This window comes from Ruegeria sp. AM9 (assembly GCF_056540565.1).
Genome location: NZ_JBQFWY010000007.1, coordinates 66321 through 84408 on the forward strand (window position 1 = coordinate 66321; position 18088 = coordinate 84408).

At 63.9% G+C, this 18088-nt stretch carries 19 protein-coding genes; 9 read left to right on the forward strand and 10 right to left on the reverse strand.

From position 1 onward, the window contains the following. Positions 1–71: 71 nt before the first annotated feature. From ACR0DO_RS13160 to ACR0DO_RS13190, 7 genes are read right to left on the reverse strand one after another with little or no spacing between them, the layout of a single operon-like run. Positions 72–341 (reverse strand): hypothetical protein, encoded by a 270-nt coding sequence (locus ACR0DO_RS13160; protein WP_480559342.1) that lies wholly within the window; start codon positions 339–341, stop codon positions 72–74. After that, positions 338–943: a glycerol-3-phosphate 1-O-acyltransferase PlsY gene (plsY, locus tag ACR0DO_RS13165; protein ID WP_480559344.1), complete on the reverse strand. Its 606-nt coding sequence runs from the start codon at positions 941–943 to the stop codon at positions 338–340. Before plsY ends, ACR0DO_RS13160 begins: the two co-directional genes overlap by 4 nt. Further along, positions 943–2223, reverse strand: coding sequence for a dihydroorotase (gene pyrC / locus ACR0DO_RS13170; protein WP_480559346.1), 1281 nt, complete (start codon positions 2221–2223; stop codon positions 943–945). Before pyrC ends, plsY begins: the two co-directional genes overlap by 1 nt. Continuing rightward, entirely contained in the window at positions 2220–2606 is a 387-nt protein-coding gene (locus ACR0DO_RS13175) for a hypothetical protein (RefSeq protein WP_480559348.1), read from the reverse strand. Before ACR0DO_RS13175 ends, pyrC begins: the two co-directional genes overlap by 4 nt. Continuing rightward, the gene (locus ACR0DO_RS13180; RefSeq protein ID WP_480559350.1) at positions 2591–3109 is read right to left on the reverse strand and encodes a hypothetical protein; all 519 of its coding nucleotides are present in this window, start codon (positions 3107–3109) and stop codon (positions 2591–2593) included. Before ACR0DO_RS13180 ends, ACR0DO_RS13175 begins: the two co-directional genes overlap by 16 nt. Further along, positions 3106–4041, reverse strand: coding sequence for an aspartate carbamoyltransferase catalytic subunit (locus ACR0DO_RS13185; protein WP_480559352.1), 936 nt, complete (start codon positions 4039–4041; stop codon positions 3106–3108). The genes ACR0DO_RS13180 and ACR0DO_RS13185 overlap by 4 nt, the downstream gene beginning before the upstream one ends. Before the next feature lie 59 nt (positions 4042–4100). After that, positions 4101–4730, reverse strand: a complete 630-nt coding sequence (locus ACR0DO_RS13190; protein ID WP_480559354.1) for a scavenger receptor class F, member 2 — start codon at positions 4728–4730, stop codon at positions 4101–4103. A gap of 85 nt (positions 4731–4815) precedes the next feature. Between ACR0DO_RS13190 and ACR0DO_RS13195 the strand changes: the two genes are divergently transcribed. The 6 genes from ACR0DO_RS13195 (at position 4816) to ACR0DO_RS13220 (ending at position 12313) form a co-directional block, all read left to right on the forward strand. After that, complete coding sequence (locus ACR0DO_RS13195) at positions 4816–5580, forward strand: uracil-DNA glycosylase (protein ID WP_480559356.1); 765 nt, start codon at positions 4816–4818, stop codon at positions 5578–5580. Then, complete coding sequence (locus ACR0DO_RS13200; protein WP_480559358.1) at positions 5580–6179, forward strand: metallophosphoesterase family protein; 600 nt, start codon at positions 5580–5582, stop codon at positions 6177–6179. Before ACR0DO_RS13195 ends, ACR0DO_RS13200 begins: the two co-directional genes overlap by 1 nt. Further along, entirely contained in the window at positions 6176–6796 is a 621-nt protein-coding gene (locus tag ACR0DO_RS13205; protein ID WP_170446325.1) for a LysE family translocator, read from the forward strand. The genes ACR0DO_RS13200 and ACR0DO_RS13205 overlap by 4 nt, the downstream gene beginning before the upstream one ends. A 6-nt stretch (positions 6797–6802) precedes the next feature. Next, positions 6803–7345, forward strand: coding sequence for a molybdenum cofactor biosynthesis protein B (gene moaB / locus ACR0DO_RS13210; RefSeq protein WP_170402870.1), 543 nt, complete (start codon positions 6803–6805; stop codon positions 7343–7345). 106 nt (positions 7346–7451) lie between these two features. Further along, positions 7452–8906 (forward strand): efflux RND transporter periplasmic adaptor subunit, encoded by a 1455-nt coding sequence (locus ACR0DO_RS13215; protein ID WP_480559360.1) that lies wholly within the window; start codon positions 7452–7454, stop codon positions 8904–8906. 5 nt (positions 8907–8911) lie between these two features. Then, a complete protein-coding gene (locus ACR0DO_RS13220; RefSeq protein WP_480559362.1) occupies positions 8912–12313 on the forward strand; it encodes an efflux RND transporter permease subunit in 3402 nt (1133 codons plus the stop codon). Here the strand turns inward: ACR0DO_RS13220 and ACR0DO_RS13225 are convergent. Beyond that, positions 12310–12729: an NUDIX hydrolase gene (locus ACR0DO_RS13225; RefSeq protein WP_480559364.1), complete on the reverse strand. Its 420-nt coding sequence runs from the start codon at positions 12727–12729 to the stop codon at positions 12310–12312. The two genes, ACR0DO_RS13220 and ACR0DO_RS13225, sit on opposite strands and share 4 nt — an antisense overlap. A gap of 3 nt (positions 12730–12732) precedes the next feature. Beyond that, a complete protein-coding gene (locus ACR0DO_RS13230) occupies positions 12733–13545 on the reverse strand; it encodes a protein-disulfide reductase DsbD domain-containing protein (RefSeq protein WP_480559366.1) in 813 nt (270 codons plus the stop codon). Between the two features lie 146 nt (positions 13546–13691). Here ACR0DO_RS13230 and ACR0DO_RS13235 point away from each other — a divergent pair, with 146 nt between their 5' ends. Then, positions 13692–14246: a YqgE/AlgH family protein gene (locus ACR0DO_RS13235; RefSeq protein ID WP_170446314.1), complete on the forward strand. Its 555-nt coding sequence runs from the start codon at positions 13692–13694 to the stop codon at positions 14244–14246. On the opposite strand, the gene ACR0DO_RS13240 is transcribed toward ACR0DO_RS13235, so the two are convergent. Next, complete coding sequence (locus ACR0DO_RS13240) at positions 14247–15197, reverse strand: L-threonylcarbamoyladenylate synthase (protein ID WP_480559368.1); 951 nt, start codon at positions 15195–15197, stop codon at positions 14247–14249. Positions 15198–15335: 138 nt separating this feature from the next. Between ACR0DO_RS13240 and ACR0DO_RS13245 the strand changes: the two genes are divergently transcribed. Together ACR0DO_RS13245 and ACR0DO_RS13250 are read left to right on the forward strand one after the other, a co-directional pair. Continuing rightward, positions 15336–17039 (forward strand): acyl-CoA dehydrogenase family protein, encoded by a 1704-nt coding sequence (locus ACR0DO_RS13245; protein WP_480559370.1) that lies wholly within the window; start codon positions 15336–15338, stop codon positions 17037–17039. After that, the gene (locus ACR0DO_RS13250; protein ID WP_480559372.1) at positions 17039–18085 is read left to right on the forward strand and encodes an MBL fold metallo-hydrolase; all 1047 of its coding nucleotides are present in this window, start codon (positions 17039–17041) and stop codon (positions 18083–18085) included. Before ACR0DO_RS13245 ends, ACR0DO_RS13250 begins: the two co-directional genes overlap by 1 nt. Positions 18086–18088 lie beyond the last annotated feature (3 nt).

The window sequence follows — 18088 nt, forward strand, 5'->3', positions numbered from 1 at the left end:
TCACGTTCAAAACAATCAATTGTGAATGTGCGACGGCGAAGGGGCGCTGTTCAAATTCGCGCATTGGCGCCTCAGGGGTCGGGTTCGAACGCAACCACGAAGGCGATGACTTTGTCCGCAGGTATCTCGCACGGGCGCAGCAGCGCGCCGCTGCTGCCTGTCAGATAGAGGTTCACGCTGATGTAGTCGCCGCCGCCCAATTGATGCGCGACAAGCTTATGGGACTTGCCGCCAGCCAGTGCCGTGCGGCTGACGATATACCGCCTGCCTTGGCTTTGCCCGGTGGACGAGCCGAGAGGGATGGCGAAAAAGGCGGACAGAAACGCGTCGGGGGCGATCAAGACTGGCCGATTTTGGGTTCGGTCCCGGCCCTGATCCGCGCCAGGTTTGCGCTGTGGCGCCAATAGACCAGCAGTGTCAGGGCGATGCCCAGGAAAAAGGTCGAACCATCCGTCAGCAGCAGCACCCAGACAGTCGACATCGCCGCGGCGACCAACGCGCCCAGAGACGAAATCCGCCAGATTGCGGCCGCGACCAGCCAGCTTAAGCAGCAGGCGACGCCCACGCGCCAGTCCAGCGCCAGCCACAGGCCCAGAAAGGTGGCCACGCCCTTGCCGCCCCTGAACCCCAGCCAGACCGGAAAGCAATGGCCCAGAAACGCGGTCAGGGCGGCGATCTGGGCGGCGTCCTCTCCGGCCAATGCGCGTGCCAGCAGCACGGCCGCCGCGCCTTTGCCGGCGTCAAAAAGCAGAGTCAGCGCGGCGGCGCCCTTGTTGCCAGTCCGCAGCACATTGGTCGCGCCTATATTGCCCGACCCGATATTGCGCAGATTGCCCAGCCCCATGATCTTGGCGACGATCATACCAAAGGGGACAGACCCCATCAGATACCCAATCACGGCCCAGAGGATCAGCTGGGTCGTCGTACTGTCGAGTAGGGGCATCAGGATCTCCGGTAAACTTCTTGGCCAGCGACATAAGTTGCGGTGACCTTACCCTGCATCCGCTGGCCGTCAAACGGTGTGTTCTGCGATTTCGATTTCAGCGCAAACCGGTCAAGCACAAAGGGCACATCCGGGTCGAACAGGACCAGATCTGCGGGCGCGCCCTCGGCCAGACGGCCCGAGTCCAGCCCCAGCCGTTTCGCCGGGTTCAGGGCCATGGCGCGGAACAGGGTGGGCAGGTCCAGCTGATCCGCGTGATACAGCCGCAGCGCCGCAGGCAGCAGCGTTTCCAGCGCCACCGCGCCCGAGGCTGCCTCTTCAAATGGCAGGCGCTTGCTTTCCTCGTCCTGCGGCGTGTGCATCGAGCTGATGATGTCGATCAGGCCGGACCGCACCGCGTCGATCACCGCCTGCCGGTCGTCTTCCGACCGCAGCGGCGGTTTGACCTTGAAAAAGGTGCGATAGTCGGCCACGTCCAGCTCATTCAGCGTCAGGTGGTGGATCGAGGTTCCGGCAGTGATGTTCAGCCCGTTGCGCTTGGCGCGTTCCAGCGCGGGCAGGGCGCGGGCAGTGGTGATCTGGTCGGCGTGATAGGCCGCACCGGTCATTTCCAGCAGTGCGATGTCACGGTCCAGCCCCATGCGTTCCGCCATCGGTGACACCGCAGGCAGGCCGCGCAGGGCGGCAAATTTGCCGCTGGTGGCCGCCGCACCGTTGCTGAGGCCGGGTTCCTGCGGGTGGGCGATGACCAGCGCGCCGCAGGACCGTGCATAGGTCAGCGCGCGGGAAAACACCTTTGTATTGGCGATGACGTGATCGCAATCGGTGAAGGCGACGGCCCCGGCATCCTGCAGAAAGCCGATCTCGGTCATCTCGCGCCCGTCGCGCCCCTTGGTCAGGGCGGCCATGGCCAGCACGTTCACCGGCGCATCCGCCTGCGCGCGGCGGGTGGCGAATTCCAGCGTTTCCGGCGTGTCCACCGCAGGCAGCGTATCAGGCCGGGTGACGATGGTTGTCACCCCGCCCGCGGCTGCCGCCAGTCCGGCGGATTTATAGCTCTCCTTATGCCGTTCCCCGGGTTCGCAAACCTTGACGCCGATATCGACGATCCCCGGCGCAAGGCACTGCCCGCTGCAGTCGATGACTTGTGCGTCCAGTGTTGGTGCCTCGCCTTCACCGCGCGCGGTAATCCGGCCTTCGGCCACCTGTAGCCAGCCGAGGCTGTCCGTCCCGGCCTCGGGGTCGATCAGGCGGGCGTTGGTAAAGATCAGGTTGCTCATGCCATCGCCCTTTCGATTGCGGCTTTGGTGGCGGCCGGGTCGGCCTGGTATTTGATCAGATGCTTGTCGCCGCCCTTGGTGACGATCTGGACAAAGCTGCCCATGATGTTGACCGCCTGGATCTGGTTCAACGCCACCTTGCGCGGGCCGGGGCCGGTGAGGGTGGTGTCGGACATATCCCACGTGGCGACCAGTTCCTCTGAGGCTAGATACCACGCACGGATGCCGATGGCGGCAAGGCCCGCAGGAGCGCCGGTCCAGGGATAGGGGTTGCCGATCAGCCAGAGGATGATCATCGCGCCGGCCATCGCAAAGGCAGCAAGCCATGCGTTGGTGCGGATATAGGCGCCTTTGTCGGGGGCGAAGGTCACAGGATCAGCCACAGGGCACCTCCGATAGCCAGCAGGATCACCAGCGCCAGAACGGCCGAGCCGATGCGGCGGGGCCGGTCATCCTGCGGTGCGGTTTGCGGCGCCGAGAACGGCTTGGCGCTTTCGGTTTCAATCGGACCGCCGGTCCAGTTGGTGGCCTCTTCGGTGTAGAGCCCGGCCAGATGCAGCCTCGGGTCCGGCGTCAGCGTTGCCGCGCGGTCGCCGAAGGCGGCGCTGCGGAGGGCCATGACCCAACCTTCGATGGCCTCCAGCGCGGCGCGGTCCAGTTGATCGGCGGACACGCCACACCCCTCGTTCAGATAGCCGTAAAGCCCAAGGTCTTCGAGGTCCGAGACCGGAAAGACGTCAATCTGCTCCGGGTCCAGCCCCGCCACCCCCAGAACCTGATCGGCGGCACCCGGTTCGCGCAGGAACTTCGCCTCTTCCGGGCGCATGTCCAGCGAGAACAGGCGGATCACGCCGCGTTCATGGGGGGCGACGGTCAGATCGCTCATGCGGCGTCTCGCAGGTTGCGGGCCAGCAGTTCCATCGCAGCCATGCGGACGGCAACGCCCATTTCAACCTGTTCCTGAATGACGGATCGGTTGATGTCGTCGGCCAGAGTCCCGTCGATCTCGACCCCGCGGTTCATCGGGCCGGGGTGCATGACGATGGCGTCGGGCTTGGCCAGCGCCAGCTTGGCGGCGTCCAGACCGTAGCGGTGGTAATATTCGCGTTCCGAGGGGATAAAGCCGCCATCCATCCGTTCTTTCTGAAGCCGCAGCATCATGACGACGTCGACGTCTTTCAGGCCCTCGTTCATGTCGTCATAGATCTCGGCGCCGAAATCTGCGAACTGGCCGGGCACCAGAGTCGGCGGGCCGATCAGACGAATGCGGTTTTCCATCTTGCCCAGCAGGATCAGGTTCGACCGTGCCACGCGGGAATGGGCCACGTCACCACAGATCGCGATGTTCAGCCGGTGCAGACGTCCCTTGGCGCGGCGAATGGTCAGCGCGTCCAGCAGCGCCTGCGTCGGGTGTTCATGCCGCCCGTCGCCCGCGTTCAGTACCGCGCAATTCACCTTCTGCGCCAGCAGGTCGACCGCACCGGAATGCGGATGCCGCACCACCAGCAGATCGGGATGCATCGCGTTCAGCGTCATCGCGGTGTCGATCAGGGTTTCGCCCTTTTTGATCGAACTGGCCTGCATCGCCATGTTCATCACATCCGCGCCCAGCCGCTTGCCCGCCAGTTCGAAACTGGCCTGCGTGCGGGTCGAGTTTTCGAAGAACATGTTGATCTGCGTCAGCCCCGACAGCACGTCGGAACGCTTGGTCGACTGGCGGTTCATGTCGACATATTTCTCGGCCAGATCAAGGATGGCGGTGATATCGGATTGCGACAGATGCTCGATGCCAAGAAGGTGACGATGGGCGAAACGCATGGGCGGGCTCCTGTCTGACAATCGAGCCGCTTATAGGAAGCCCCGCGCGCGAGGGCAACCTAAGGATCAGTGCCTTCGGGCAGTTTCTCGCATCCACCTTCGGGCAAACACTGCTCGCCGGGTTTGCACCACTTGCCATAGCCGCAATCGACCGCCTTGACCGGCACGCAGCCCTGATGCTCGGAACATTTGAAGCCGGGGCGGCATTGCGAGTCGGTTTCTTCGCACAAAAACCAGCCGGGGCGTGTGCATCCGCCGCCCGGCAGGCAGGATGTACCCGCCGCGCAGGATTGGCCGTCATCGCATAGGCTGGGCAACCCTTCGATGGCGGTGTTCGGGTCAAACTCGGGTGAGGTCCGTTCGCATTCGCCGCGCGCGTTGCAGAAGGTGCCTCCGGGGCAATCAAGGCGCGAGGTGCATTTGTTAGCCCCTGCTGGGGCGCAGCGTGTGCCCCCGGCCACGCAGCGTTCGAACGGTCCGCAGGTGCGCCCGCCGCCGCAATAGGTGCCACCCAGCGGGATGCAGTGGCCGTCAAAGCTGCATCTTTGGCCGCCGGAACAGCAGCGGGTGCCGCATTGGAACTGACCGGGGCGGCATTGGCCGTTGCGGTCGAACAGTTGCGCAAAGGAGGGGCCGCTGAGCGGGATCAGCAGCAGGGAAATCAAAAGGAATCGCACAAGAACCAACATGAATGCCGCAATGGTCGGTGCGACGGACCGCCCGATCAAGGCCTATTCGCTTTCCCTCGATCAAAAGCTGGTTAGATTGAGGGGTATGGAATCGGCTTTGGACTATCATACTGCGCGGGCGCTGCTGGACTGGCAGATCGAACTGGGCGCAACGGATGCGATCGGTGATGCGCCGGTCGACCGGTATGCGCTGCCCGATACTGCGCCCAAGGCCAAGAAACCCGCAGTCGTTCAGGCCGCGCCCGAAAAGCCGAAAAAGGTCGATCCGGTCGCGGTGGCAAAGGCCGCTGCCCAAAGCGCCGGATCGCTGGATCAATTGCAGGCCGCGATGCAGGCGTTCGACCATTGCGAGTTGAAACGCGGCGCGCGGCAGTTGGTGTTTGCCGACGGCACGCCGGGCGCGCGGGTGATGATCATAGGCGAGGCCCCGGGCCGCGAGGAAGACCGCGAGGGCAAGCCGTTCGTGGGACGGGCCGGGCAATTGCTGGACCGGATGCTGGCGGCGATTGATCTGGATCGCAGCCAGAACGTCTATATCACCAATGTCCTGCCGTGGCGACCGCCGCAAAACCGCGATCCCAAACCCGAAGAAATCGGCATGATGAAGCCCTTCCTCGAACGTCACGTGGCGTTGGCCAAGCCCGAGGTTCTGGTGATCATGGGCAATATCAGCTGTCAGGCGGTGCTGGGCAAACGCGGCATCACACGGCTGCGGGGGCAATGGGATCAGGCGCTGAACCTACCGGTTATCCCGATGTTCCACCCTGCTTATCTGCTGCGCCAGCCGCAGATGAAGCGCCAGGCCTGGGCCGATCTGCTGGAGCTCAGGGCCAAGCTGGAGGGGAAATGATGCGCGTTCTGGCCTTTTCCGACCTGCATATGGCCCGCAACCGCGCGGCCGAGGTTGTGGCCGCCAGCGCCGAGGCTGATCTGGTGATCGGAGCCGGAGATTTCTGCAACATGCGGCAGGGGCTGGATGAGGCGATGGCGATGCTGTCCGGCATCACCGCGCCCTTTGTCATGGTACCCGGCAATGCGGAAAGCGCGCAGGAACTGACCGACGCGGCGCCCGAAGGTGGCCATGTGCTGCATGGCACCGGCATGACCCTGGACGGATTGCGCCTGTTCGGGCTGGGGTATGGCGTGCCGGTCACGCCGTTTGGCGACTGGTCCTGCGACCTCACCGATTCCGAGGCCGCCGAGTTGCTGGATCGCTGCGATGGCGCCGATATTCTGATCGCGCATTCTCCGCCCAAGGGGTATGGCGATGTCACGTCGCAGGGCGACGCGGTCGGCTCGGTCGCCGTGCGCGACGCGGTCGAACGGTTGCAGCCGCAATACGCGCTGTGCGGCCATATCCACGACAGCTGGGGCTATCGCGGCGCGCTGGGGCGCACGCAGATCGCCAATCTTGGCCCCAAGGTAAACTGGTTCGAGGTCACCTTATGATAGAAACGGTCACTCTGCTGGCATTCATCCCGGCAGCTCTGGCGCTGAATTTCACCCCCGGCGCCGACATGATGTTCTGCTTTGGTCAGGGCCTGCGGTCCGGTGCCCGCCCGGCGCTGGTGGCCAGCGCGGGTATCTCGCTGGGGCTGATGGTGCACGTGCTGCTGGCCGGGCTGGGGTTGGGTGCCGCGGTGAACAGCCTGCCGTGGCTGTTCGACGTGATCCGCTGGATGGGCGTGGCCTATCTGCTGTATCTGGCATGGGGGGCGATCCGGAACGGGGCGGTGTCTGCCGATGCGCCCGCGAAACCCACAAGCCATGCGTTTCGGGACGGGATGGTGGTGAACCTGACCAATCCCAAGGTCATCCTGTTTGTCTTGGCCTTCATCCCGCAATTCGTGAACCCCGCCACCGGCCCGATCCTGCCGCAATTCCTGATTTTCGGCGTCATCATCGCGCTGGGCGGGTTTGTCGTGAACGGGCTGGTGGGCATATTTGCCGGTGGCGCGGGCAAGGTTCTGATCTCGAACCCGCGCGCCTCTCGTATCATGGGCTGGGTGACGGGGGGGATTTTCACCGCCCTTGCCGTCCGGCTTGCCATCATGGAAAGGGCCTGACGCCAAATGTCGCGCATTGATGAAAGCAAAGAGTTCATTCCGGTTCGGATCGCCGTTCTGACCGTCTCGGATACACGGTCGCTGGACGAAGACCGCTCGGGTCAGACGCTGGTCGACCGGATTGAGCGCGCGGGCCATTCGGTGGCCGACCGCAAGATCATCCGGGATGAGCGGGGCGAGATCGCGGCCCAGCTGCGGCTGTGGGTTGGTGATCCCGAGATTGACGTGGTGATCTCGACCGGGGGCACCGGCCTGACGGGCCGCGATGTATCGGTTGAGGCACATCGCGACGTCTATGAAAAGGAAATCGAGGCGTTCGGCACGGTGTTCACCATTATTTCAATGGAAAAGATCGGCACCTCCGCCGTGCAGTCCCGCGCCACGGGCGGCGTGGCGGGCGGCACCTATCTGTTTGCGCTGCCCGGCAGCCCCGGCGCCTGTAAGGATGCCTGGGACGGGATTCTGGAAAAACAGTTCGATTACCGCCACCGCCCCTGTAATTTCGTGGAAATAATGCCCCGATTGGACGAACATCTGCGACGGAAGTAGACTGGTTGCACGTATAACTGTTTGTAACCGCTTTGTGGCTTGGCATTTTTCTGTGCCCGGCTACCTTTTGCACGTGGCAGCCTGATGCGACCGGGGTGAGTGATTGATGCGATTTCTGAGGCAAAGCCTTGTTGGTGTCTTTCTGGCGTTTCTGACGCTGGCCCTGCTGTTTGTCGCAGTGCAGATGATCACCGGCGCGGTGCAGGACGCGCTGACGCGCGAAAACACGCCGCCCGAGGCGCGCGAACGCATCTTTGCTGTCAGCGTGCGCCCGGCTGAACTTGAAACCGTCACCCCCTATCTTGAAGCCTTTGGCGAGGTGCAAAGCCGCCGCCGTCTGGAATTGCGCGCCGCGCTGGGCGGGCGGGTGGTGTCTCTGGCCGAGGATTTCGAGGATGGCGGCGTCGTCACCGCAGGGGAGGTTCTGGTCGAACTGGACCCGGCGGATGCGCAATCGGCGCTGGATCGCGCCAAGTCCGATCTGTTGGACGCCCAATTTGAAGAACGCGACGCGGAACGATCGCTGCTGCTGGCGCAGGACGAACTGAACTCGGCCGAGGCGCAGGCGGCCTTGCGGGGGCGCGCCTTGCAACGGCAGAAAGACCTGCAGGGCCGCGGGGTCGGAACCCCTGCCGCCGTGGAAGAGGCGGAACTGGCCGAGGCTGCCGCCCAGCAATCGGTGCTGGCCCGCCGTATATCTCTGGCGCAGGCGGAATCGCGGGTCGATCAGGCAACCACCTTGCTGGCCCGCGCCCGTATCGCGCTTGAGGCCGCCGAGCGCGATCTGGATGACATGACCGTCCGCGCGCGGTTTGCCGGGACACTGACAGATGTAACGCTGGTCGAAGGGCGGCTGGTGTCGGCCAACGAAAAACTGGCGGAACTGGTTGATCCCACCGCGCTTGAGGTGGCGTTTCGCGTCTCGACTGCGCAATACGTGCGTTTGCTGGATGCCGAGGGTGACCTGATCAACGCGCCGGTCACCGTATCCCTTGAGGTCACGGGTACTGATCTGACGGCCCATGGCCGCATCAGCCGCGACAGCGGTTCCGCGGGCGAAGGCCAGACCGGGCGGCTGGTCTATGCAAGGCTGGAGGACGCGCCGGGGTTCAAGCCCGGCGATTTCGTCACAGTCACGGTCGAAGAACAGCCGCTGGACAACGTGGTGCGCCTGCCCTCCTCGGTTCTGGACGCGGCGGGCACGGTGCTGGTGCTGGGCGCCGATGACCGGCTCGAGGCGCTGCCGGTGCAGCTGATCCGTCGTCAGGGCGATGAGGTGCTGCTGCGCGGGCAGGGGCTGGTCGGGCGCGAGGTTGTGATTGGCCGCACGCCGCTGCTGGGCGGCGGGGTGCGTGTGCGACCGCTGCGGGATGAGGCCAATGCCGGGGCCGATCCGGGGCTGGTCGAACTGTCCGACGAACAACGCGCCCAACTGGTGGCGCAGGTCGAGGCCAGCGATCAGATGACCACTGAGGCCAAGGCCAGCGCCCTGAGCCAGCTCAGCGCGCCCAAGGTTCCGGCCTCTCTGGTGCGCAGCATCGAGAACCGGGCAGGGGGTTAGGCGCCATGATGCGCGAGATCCCAGGCGCGGCGGGCGGTATCCTCAGCTATTTCACCCGCCACAGGACGGTCGCCAACCTGCTGTTGCTGGTGATGCTGGTTCTGGGTGCGGCGGCAATTCCGGCGATGCGGGCGCAGTTTTTTCCGGACGTGATCCTTGAACGTGTGAACGTGGCCATCAAATGGGAAGGCGCTGGTCCCGAGGATGTCGATAACGGCATCGTTCAGTTGCTGGAACCGGCCCTGCTGGCGGTCGAAGGGGTGGCGAGCACGACCTCGACCTCGCGCGAGGGGCGGGCCAATATCCGGCTGGAGTTCGAGCCCAACTGGGACATGTCGCGCGCCGTGGATGAGGTTCGGACCGCCGTCGATGGTGTGACCAACCTGCCCGACGATGCCGAGGAACCGTCGATCAGGCGCGGGGCGTGGCGCGATCGGGTCACGGATGTTGTGGTGACCGGCCCGGTCGACCCGGACCAGTTGGCGAAATTCACCGACGAATTGATCAGCCGCCTGTTTGCGGTTGGCGTGACCCGCACCACGATCCGGGGCATTGCCGCGCCCCGCGTGGTGGTCGAAGTGCCGACAGCACAGCTGATCGCCAATGACGTTACCCTCTCGGAAATCGCGCAGGCCATCGCGGCCGAGGCTATGGCCAACCCGGCAGGCGACGTCGCCGGCGCCAATGCCCGTATCCGCACCGGCACGGAAAAGCGCACCCCAGAAGAGATCGAGGGTATCGCGCTGCGCAACTTTGCCGACGGTTCCAAGCTTTTTGTGGGTGATGTGGCGGAAATCCGGGTCGAAGGGGTCAATCGCAACCGCAGCTATTTCGTTGGCGAGAACCCGGCCATGTCCGTGCGGGTGGACCGGTCCAATCTGGGGGACGCCATCAAGATACAACACACGGTCGAGGACGTGGTGGCCGAATTGCAGGCCAGCCTGCCCGAAGGTGTGACCATCGAGCTGATCCGCACCCGAGCACAGGCCATCACCGAGCGTCTGGATATTCTGGTCGATAACGGGCTGGTGGGGCTGGGCCTTGTGGTCTGTTTGCTGTTCCTGTTCCTGAACGCCCGCATCGCCTTCTGGGTTGCGGCGGGTATCCCGGTGGCGATGTCCGCGGCGATTGCGTTCATGTATATCGGTGGGCTGTCGATCAACATGATCTCGCTTTTCGGGCTGATCATCACGCTGGGCATCGTGGTGGATGACGCCATCGTTGTGGGCGAACACGCCGACTTCCGCGCCCGGAGGCTGGGCGAGGCCCCCGTGGTGGCCGCTGAAAGCGCCGCACGGCGCATGGCGATGCCGGTCTTTGCCGCCACCCTGACCACCGTCATCGCGTTCTTCGGCCTCACTGCCATCGGTGGCCGGTTCGGAGAGTTGATTGGCGACATCCCCTTTACCGTGATCGCGGTGCTGCTGGCCTCGCTGATCGAGTGTTTCCTGATCCTGCCCAACCACATGGCCCATGCGATTACGCATTCGGCCAAGGAACACTGGTATGACTGGCCCAACCGCGTGGTCAATCGCGGGTTCCGTTGGGTTCGGGACCACCTGTTCCGCCCGCTGATCGCCTGGGTCGTCTGGGCGCGCTATGTGGTGGTGGCGGTGATGGTGGTGATCCTGGCCAGCCAGATTGCCTTGTTCATCAAAGGTGATGTGAACTGGCGGTTCTTCAACGCGCCGGAACGGGGCTCGGTCACCGGCAATTTCATCATGGTCGAAGGTGCCACCCGCGAAGACACGCTGGAAATGATGCACCAGATGCAGCGCGCCGCCGAAGAGCTGGGCCGGATTTATGAAGAACGCCACGGGCGCAACCCCATCGACTATATTCTGGCCGAGGTCGGCGGCAATGCCGGGTGGTTCAACCTGAGCGCCGCCGATGGCAAGGACGGGGACCTGCTGGGCGGAGTTTCGATTGAACTGATCGACTCGGACCTGCGCCCCTATTCCAGCTTCGAGTTCGTGGGCGAGTTGCAGGATTTTGTCCCGCGTCATCCCAAGGTCGAGCTGCTGACCTTCCGCGGCTGGCGTTCCGGGCCCGGTGGCGATGCGATCGACGTGCAGTTCTATGGCGCTGACGTGAACACGCTCAAGGCCGCGTCCGAGGATTTGCAGGCCGAGCTGTCGAAATACCCCGAAGTGTCGGCGCTTGAGGACAATCTGGCCTATGACAAGGAAGATTTCATTCTGGACCTGACCGCCAAGGGGCAGGCGCTGGGCTTTCGTATGGAGACACTGGGCCGGGTGCTGCGTGACCGGCTGAACGGGATCGAGGCCGCCACCTTCCCAGACGGCCCCCGCAGCGCCGAAATTCGCGTGGAACTGCCCGAGGGTGAGCTGACCGCCGATTTCCTGGAACGCACGCTGATGCGCACACCAGATGGGGTCTATGTGCCGCTGGCCGATATCGTTTCGGTCGAACGTAAATCGGGTTTCTCGGCCGTGCGGCGCGAAAACGGTCTGCGGGTGATTTCCGTGATCGGTGATATTTCCGAGGATGACCCGGCCCGCGCGGCGGAAATCGCCCGAGCCCTGAGCGAAGAGATTCTGCCCGATATCGCCGCCGAACGGCAGGTCGAATGGCAGATGGCGGGCCTGAGCGAGCAGGAGGATGAATTCCTGAACGAGGCCCGCACCGGCCTGATCCTGTGTCTGACCGGCATCTATCTGGTGCTGGCCTGGGTCTTTGCCAGCTGGACGCGGCCTGTAGTGGTGATGGCGATCATACCGTTTGGCTTGGTGGGCGCGATCTGGGGCCATTACATCTGGGACGTGCCGCTGAGCATGTTCACCGTGATCGGCCTGTTGGGGATGACCGGGATCATCATCAACGACTCGATTGTTCTGGTGACGACCATCGACGCTTATCAGCAGGACCGAGGGCTGGTGCCGTCGATTGTCGAGGGTACGGCGGACCGGCTGCGCCCGGTGATGCTGACGACGCTGACCACGGTTCTGGGGCTGACACCGCTGCTTTATGAAGGGTCGCAACAGGCGCAGTTCCTCAAACCCTCGGTGATCACGCTGGTCTACGGGCTGGGCTTCGGGATGCTGCTGGTGCTGTTGCTGGTGCCCGCACTGCTGGCCATCTTGAATGACCTGTCGCGCCCGATGACCGCAATGCGCCGGGCACTGCGGGCTCCGGACCGGGTGGTGCAGGGCGCGGTGACCGCCACCGGGATGGCGCTGCTGATGTGGTTCGGTGTGACGATGGTCTGGCCTGCAATCTCGGGTGCGCCTGTTGGCCTGTTGTCGGGGTTTTATGCAGGTGACGAGGGTGTCGCGGCGTTGCAAATGGGACTGGGGGCGTTCATCGCCGGTGCCGTGCCGATCCTTGTTCTGAGTGTCGTGCTGTCCGGCTTGCTTTATGTACGCCTCAGAGGGCGGGCGGTTTAAGTCCGACGCAAGGCCGTTTCCAGCAGGTCGATGACACGGTCGCTCATAGGCAGGTCACCCCGGCGTATCTGATCAAGCGGAAACCAGCGGGCGTCCAGCGCATCATCCCCGGCCAGCGGAGCGCCCGAGCGATACTGACAGGCGACCCCAACCAACAAATAGTGCGACTGCACAACGCCCTGAGCGTCATGGCGCAGCAGGTCCAGATTGTCGAGATAGTGCAGGGGAGCTGCGATAACCGAGGTTTCTTCGCGCAGCTCCCGCTGTGCCGCCTGCATGACGGTTTCACCCCATTCCACATGACCGCCGGGAAACCCCCACAGCCCCGCGTCCGGCTGCTTGCTGCGCTGCACCAGCAGCACCTGGGCGTCATGCACAACAACGGCCAGCGCGCCGATCTTCGGGGTTTTCTCCATCAATCAGCCCGCGCTGCAGCCCCGAATGTCGACGGCGTGGTTAGCTCCCAGCACCGTGATCCTGATTTCGGACCGGTCCAGCGCGAAAGGCCCGCCCGAGGCGCTGATCACCTCGGATGTGGCGACCAGAGTATCACCCTGCCGCGTGGTTTCAGGCTGCGAAGCCCAAAGTGCCGGGTTGCCCGGTTCGATCACGGCCACCTCGCGCCCGCCGGCCGAGGGCATTTTCACGCGCGCCTCGATCTGCATCCCGTCTGAGGTTGGCGTCAGATGGCAGCTTGCGGCGGTCACGCGTGCCTCTTTCGCGGAATAGGGGCGCTGGGCCAGAGCCGCAGCGATAGCAGGGTTGCGGTCGGCATCGGCATTCAGCGTGTGGTCGAAATCCAACCGCTCGGGGATGCAGACATCCTTGCAGACGCCCAAGTCCATGTCGCCACGCAGCCGCACCGGTTTGGCGGGGTTCTTGGGCGTGATCTCGACCGGCAGCACCAGTTGATCCGCGTAACCGATGGATTGCAGCCCGTTCTGCACAAACACATCCGGCGCGGGCCAGGTGATCGACACATCACCCACATTCTGCGAGCCGCGCCAGTCAAACTGTGGCGGAATACCGGCATCGCCCGGTGCGCGCCAATAGGTTTTCCAACCGTCCTTCAGCGTCAGCCGCAACGCGCCCAGATAGGTGCCGCTGGCGGTGCGCCCGCCATCCAGCACGTCCAGTTGCACAACCCCGTCCACGTCCTGCGCCACCGCAGGCGCGGTCAGGGCGAAACAGGCGGTCAGGGCGACCGTGGCTGGCTTCAGAAAACACTTCATACCCCATAAATGCGTGGTCCGGGCCAGGATTCCAAGTCACGTTCCGGTCACCTGGATGAAATCTGGCGAAATGTGGCCTCTTCACTTGCCAATCCCCCTGCCCCGGGGCCATTGTTGAAGGGGGACGAAGCAAGAGATGTAAATCCATGGACCTGACCGGAAAACTGTTGATTGCGATGCCTGGCATGGGTGATCCGCGCTTCGATCATTCGGTGGTTTACATGTGCAGTCACGGCGAAGACGGGGCGATGGGTCTGATCATCAACAAGCCCTCGGATTTGCGGGTCAAAACCCTGCTGAGCCAGTTGAACATTGCCTGTCGCATCCCGGTCGTGGGGGAACGGCTGGTGCATTTCGGCGGCCCGGTCGAGATGTCGCGCGGCTTTGTCCTGCACAGCGCGGACTATGAGGCCAACCTGCATTCGATGCAGATATCCGATGATTTCAGCATGACCGCGACGCTGGATGTGCTTGAGGATCTGGCCTCGGGGCGTGGACCTTTGAATTCAACGCTGGCGCTGGGCTATTCCGGCTGGGGGCCTGACCAGTTGGAGGATGAGATCGCCATGAACGGCTGGCTGACCACCGACGCGACCCAGAAACTGGTGTTCGACGTGCCCGATGACGAGAAATGGGAGGCCGCGCTGGCAACGCTGGGTGTCGACCCGCTGACCCTGTCGGCCAGCGCCGGGCGCGCCTGATCAGCTGTCGCGTGGGGCCGCAGCGCGGCGCAGACGGTCATTGATGGCTGCACCTAAACCCTGATCCGGGATCGGAGACACCGCAATTGGGCGGCCTGTGGCGTTCAGCCTATGCAGGGCCGAGAACAGGTTGGCGGCAGCTTCGGTCAGACTGCCCTTTTCCGACAGGTTCAGATCGCACTCGACCGGGCCAAAGCCCAGCAACACCTCATCCCCTTGCGGGTTGCCGGCATTCAGCCGTACTGGCGCGTCCGGGGCGTAGTGCGACTGCAACTGGCCCGGCGCGGTCAGCAGGTCTCCGGCCTGATGAATGTGCAGTTGTGTTCCCAGCACGGATTCGACCTGTTCCAGCGCCACGCCGCCCGGGCGCAGCAGAGAGGGTTCTCCGGCCAGTCCCACGATAGTGGATTCCAGTCCGACACCGCAGGGACCGTCGTCCAGAATGGCCGCTATGCGCCCGTCCAATCCGGCGCGCACGTGATCGGCAGTTGTGGGGCTGATCTGGCCCGAAGGGTTTGCAGACGGGGCCGCGACCGGCCCGTCGAACGCTGCCAGCAGTGCCCGCGCGGTGCCATGGGCGGGCACCCGGACCGCCAGCGTCTCCAGCCCCGCCGTGACCAGCGGAGAAATCCCATGCCCGTCGCGCAGCGGCAGAACCATCGTCAGCGGACCGGGCCAGAAAGCTGCGGCCAGGGTCTCGGCCCGGTCGGACCATTCGACAAATCTCTGCGCTGCTGCGACCGAGGCCACATGCGCGATCAGCGGGTTGAAACTGGGCCGCCCCTTGGCCGCATAGATGCTGGCCACGGCCTCGCCATTGCGGGCGTCACCGCCCAGACCATAGACCGTTTCAGTGGCAAAGGCGACCAGCAGGCCCTGCCGCAGCAGGTCTGCCGCCTGTGCGATTCCGCCCGGATCGGCGGACAAATCCAATGTGCCGTTAGGGATCATGTCTGGTGACGCCGCGTTTTGATTGCTTGTACCATCTGGCTGGCTAGGTAATCGAATTGATCAAGGATGCATAAAGGTGGGCATTGCAATTTCCAACCCCACCCGCGAAAAACCATACAGTTAGCCCCGAGGGAACTCATGCCATACCGCGCGCCCATTTCCGATTATGAACTGCTTTTCCGCCACGTGGTCGGGTTCGATCAGATTGCCGCGACCGAGAAGTTCTCGGAAGCCAGCGAGGATGTCGTCGGCGCGATCCTGACCGAGGCCGGCAAGATGTGCGAAGAGGTGATGGCCCCGTTGCAGCGCCCCGGCGATCTGGAACCGGCGCGGCTGGAAAACGGCGTGCTGCGGACCTCGCCCGGCTATGCCGACGGCTGGAAAGCTATCGCCGAGGGTGGCTGGATCGGGATGAGCGGTGATCCCGAGCATGGCGGTATGGGCCTGCCGATGACCCTGACCACTGCGGTGAACGAGATGATGTCGGCCGCCTGTCTGTCGCTGCAGCTGGCGCCGTTGATGACGCAGGGCCAGATCGAGGCTCTGGAGCATCACGCCAGCGACGAGTTGAAGGCGCTGTACCTGCCCAAGATGATGTCGGGCGAATGGGCGGGCACCATGAACCTGACCGAGGCGCAGGCCGGGTCGGATGTGGGGGCTTTGTCCTCGAAAGCCGAGGCCAATGGCGACGGCACCTATTCGGTGACGGGGCAAAAGATATTCATCTCGTGGGGTGACAACGACTTTACCGAGAATGTCTGCCATCTGGTGCTGGCGCGCCTGCCCGACGGTGTGCCGGGGACCAAGGGGATTTCGCTGTTTTTGGTGCCCAAGTACCTGCCCGACGAAAACGGCAATCCCGGCGTGGCGAATGACCTGAAGGTTGTGTCGGTCGAACACAAGATGGGTCTGCACGGCTCGCCGACCTGCGTGATGCAGTATGACGGTGCCAAGGGCTGGCTTGTGGGCAAGGAACATGGCGGTATGGCCGCGATGTTCACCATGATGAACAACGCCCGTCTGGGTGTTGGCGGTCAGGGCGTTGGCGCTGCTGAGGGCGCTTATCAGCACGCGCTGGCCTATGCGTTGGAGCGCAAGCAGGGCAAGACGCCCTCGGGCACGATCATCGACCATGCGGACGTACGCCGGATGCTGATGAGTATGCGGGCGGATACTTTTGCTGCGCGGGCGATCATGCTGGCCAATGCAGCCGCCATTGACATGGGCAACGCCACGGGTGATGCCGAGTGGAGCGCGCGCGCCGCGTTGCTGACACCGATCTGCAAGGCTTTCGGAACCGAAACAGGAATGCGGGTCTCCGAGACCGGCGTGCAGGTCCATGGCGGCATGGGCTTTATCGAAGAAACCGGTGCGGCGCAGTTCTACCGCGATGTGCGCGTCACCGCGATCTACGAAGGCACCAATGGCATTCAGGCCATGGACCTGGTGGCGCGCAAGATGATGGACGGCGGCGAGGCAGCCTCGCGCCTGCTGGATGAGATCGAGGATCACGCCGAAGAGGCTCGGGCCACCCTGCCCGATCTGGCCGGTCCCGTCTGGGAGGCCACCGAAAGCCTGCGCGAAACCACCGAATGGATCGTGGCGCAGTCCGACATGAATACTCGCTTTGCGGGGGCTGTGCCCTATCTGCACGCCTTCGCCCGGGTTCTTGGGGCGCATTTCCACCTCAAGGCCGCATTGGCTGAACCCAATGGTCCGCGCTTCAAACTGGCGCGGTACTACATCAACGCGCTGCTGCCGGAATATGCCGGTCTGCTGGCGCAGGCACAGAACGGGGCCGGGGACCTTTATGCCCTCAGCGCCGAGGAATTGGCGGTATAATGGACGGGGAAACTCCTTTGGCGATCCGATACCCCTGGCCCGAGCCCCCGGCACCGGGAGAGGCCATCGAGGTCGCCGAAGGTGTGCTGTGGATGCGCCTGCCGCTGCCCATGGCGCTGGACCACGTCAATATCTATGCGCTGGATGATGGCGACGGCTGGACGGTGATCGACACGGGAATTTCGTCGAACAAGACCCGCCGGGTCTGGGAAACGCTCATGGCCGGGCCGCTGGGCGGCAAGCCGGTGACCCGTGTGGTGGTCACGCATCACCACCCCGATCACGTTGGCAATGCGGGCTGGTTCCAGTCCGAGCATGGCGCCGAACTGGTCACGACTCGCACTGCCTGGCTGTTTTCGCGGATGCTGCAATTGGATGTGCAGGAAACCTGGCCGCAAGAGACGCTGGACTATTACCGCAGCGCGGGGATGCATCCTGACGTGCTTGCCAAACGCATGACCGAACGCCCGTTCAACTTCTGCGACACGGTCTATCCGATGCCGCTGGGCTTTACCCGGATCAAACAGGGCAGTGTAATCCGCATGGGCGGGCGCGACTGGGAGGTGCATATGGGCAATGGCCACGCGCCCGAACACGCGACCTTCTGGAGCTGCGATGACAATCTGGTGATCACCGGGGATCAGATTCTCAGCTCGATCAGCCCCAATCTCGGCGTTTATGTCACCGAGCCGATGGCCGACCCGGTGGCCGAATGGCTGGAGGCTTGCGAACGGCTGCAGGGTCTGGCGCGCCCCGATCATCTGGCGCTGGGCGGGCACAAGCTGCCCTTTACCGGCCTGCCGCTGCGGATGCGGCAGCTGATCGACAATCACCACGGCGCGCTGGATCGCTTGCAGGACTATCTGGATACACCGAAAACCGCCGCCGAGTGTTTCACCCCCCTGTTCAAACGTCAGATTGGCGAGGGCGAATATGGGCTTGCGCTGGTCGAGGCGGTTGCACATCTGAACCATCTTTACCACATTGGAACCGTGACCCGGACGCGGCGCGCGGACGGGGCATGGGAGTTTCAGCACAAAGGGTAAGGC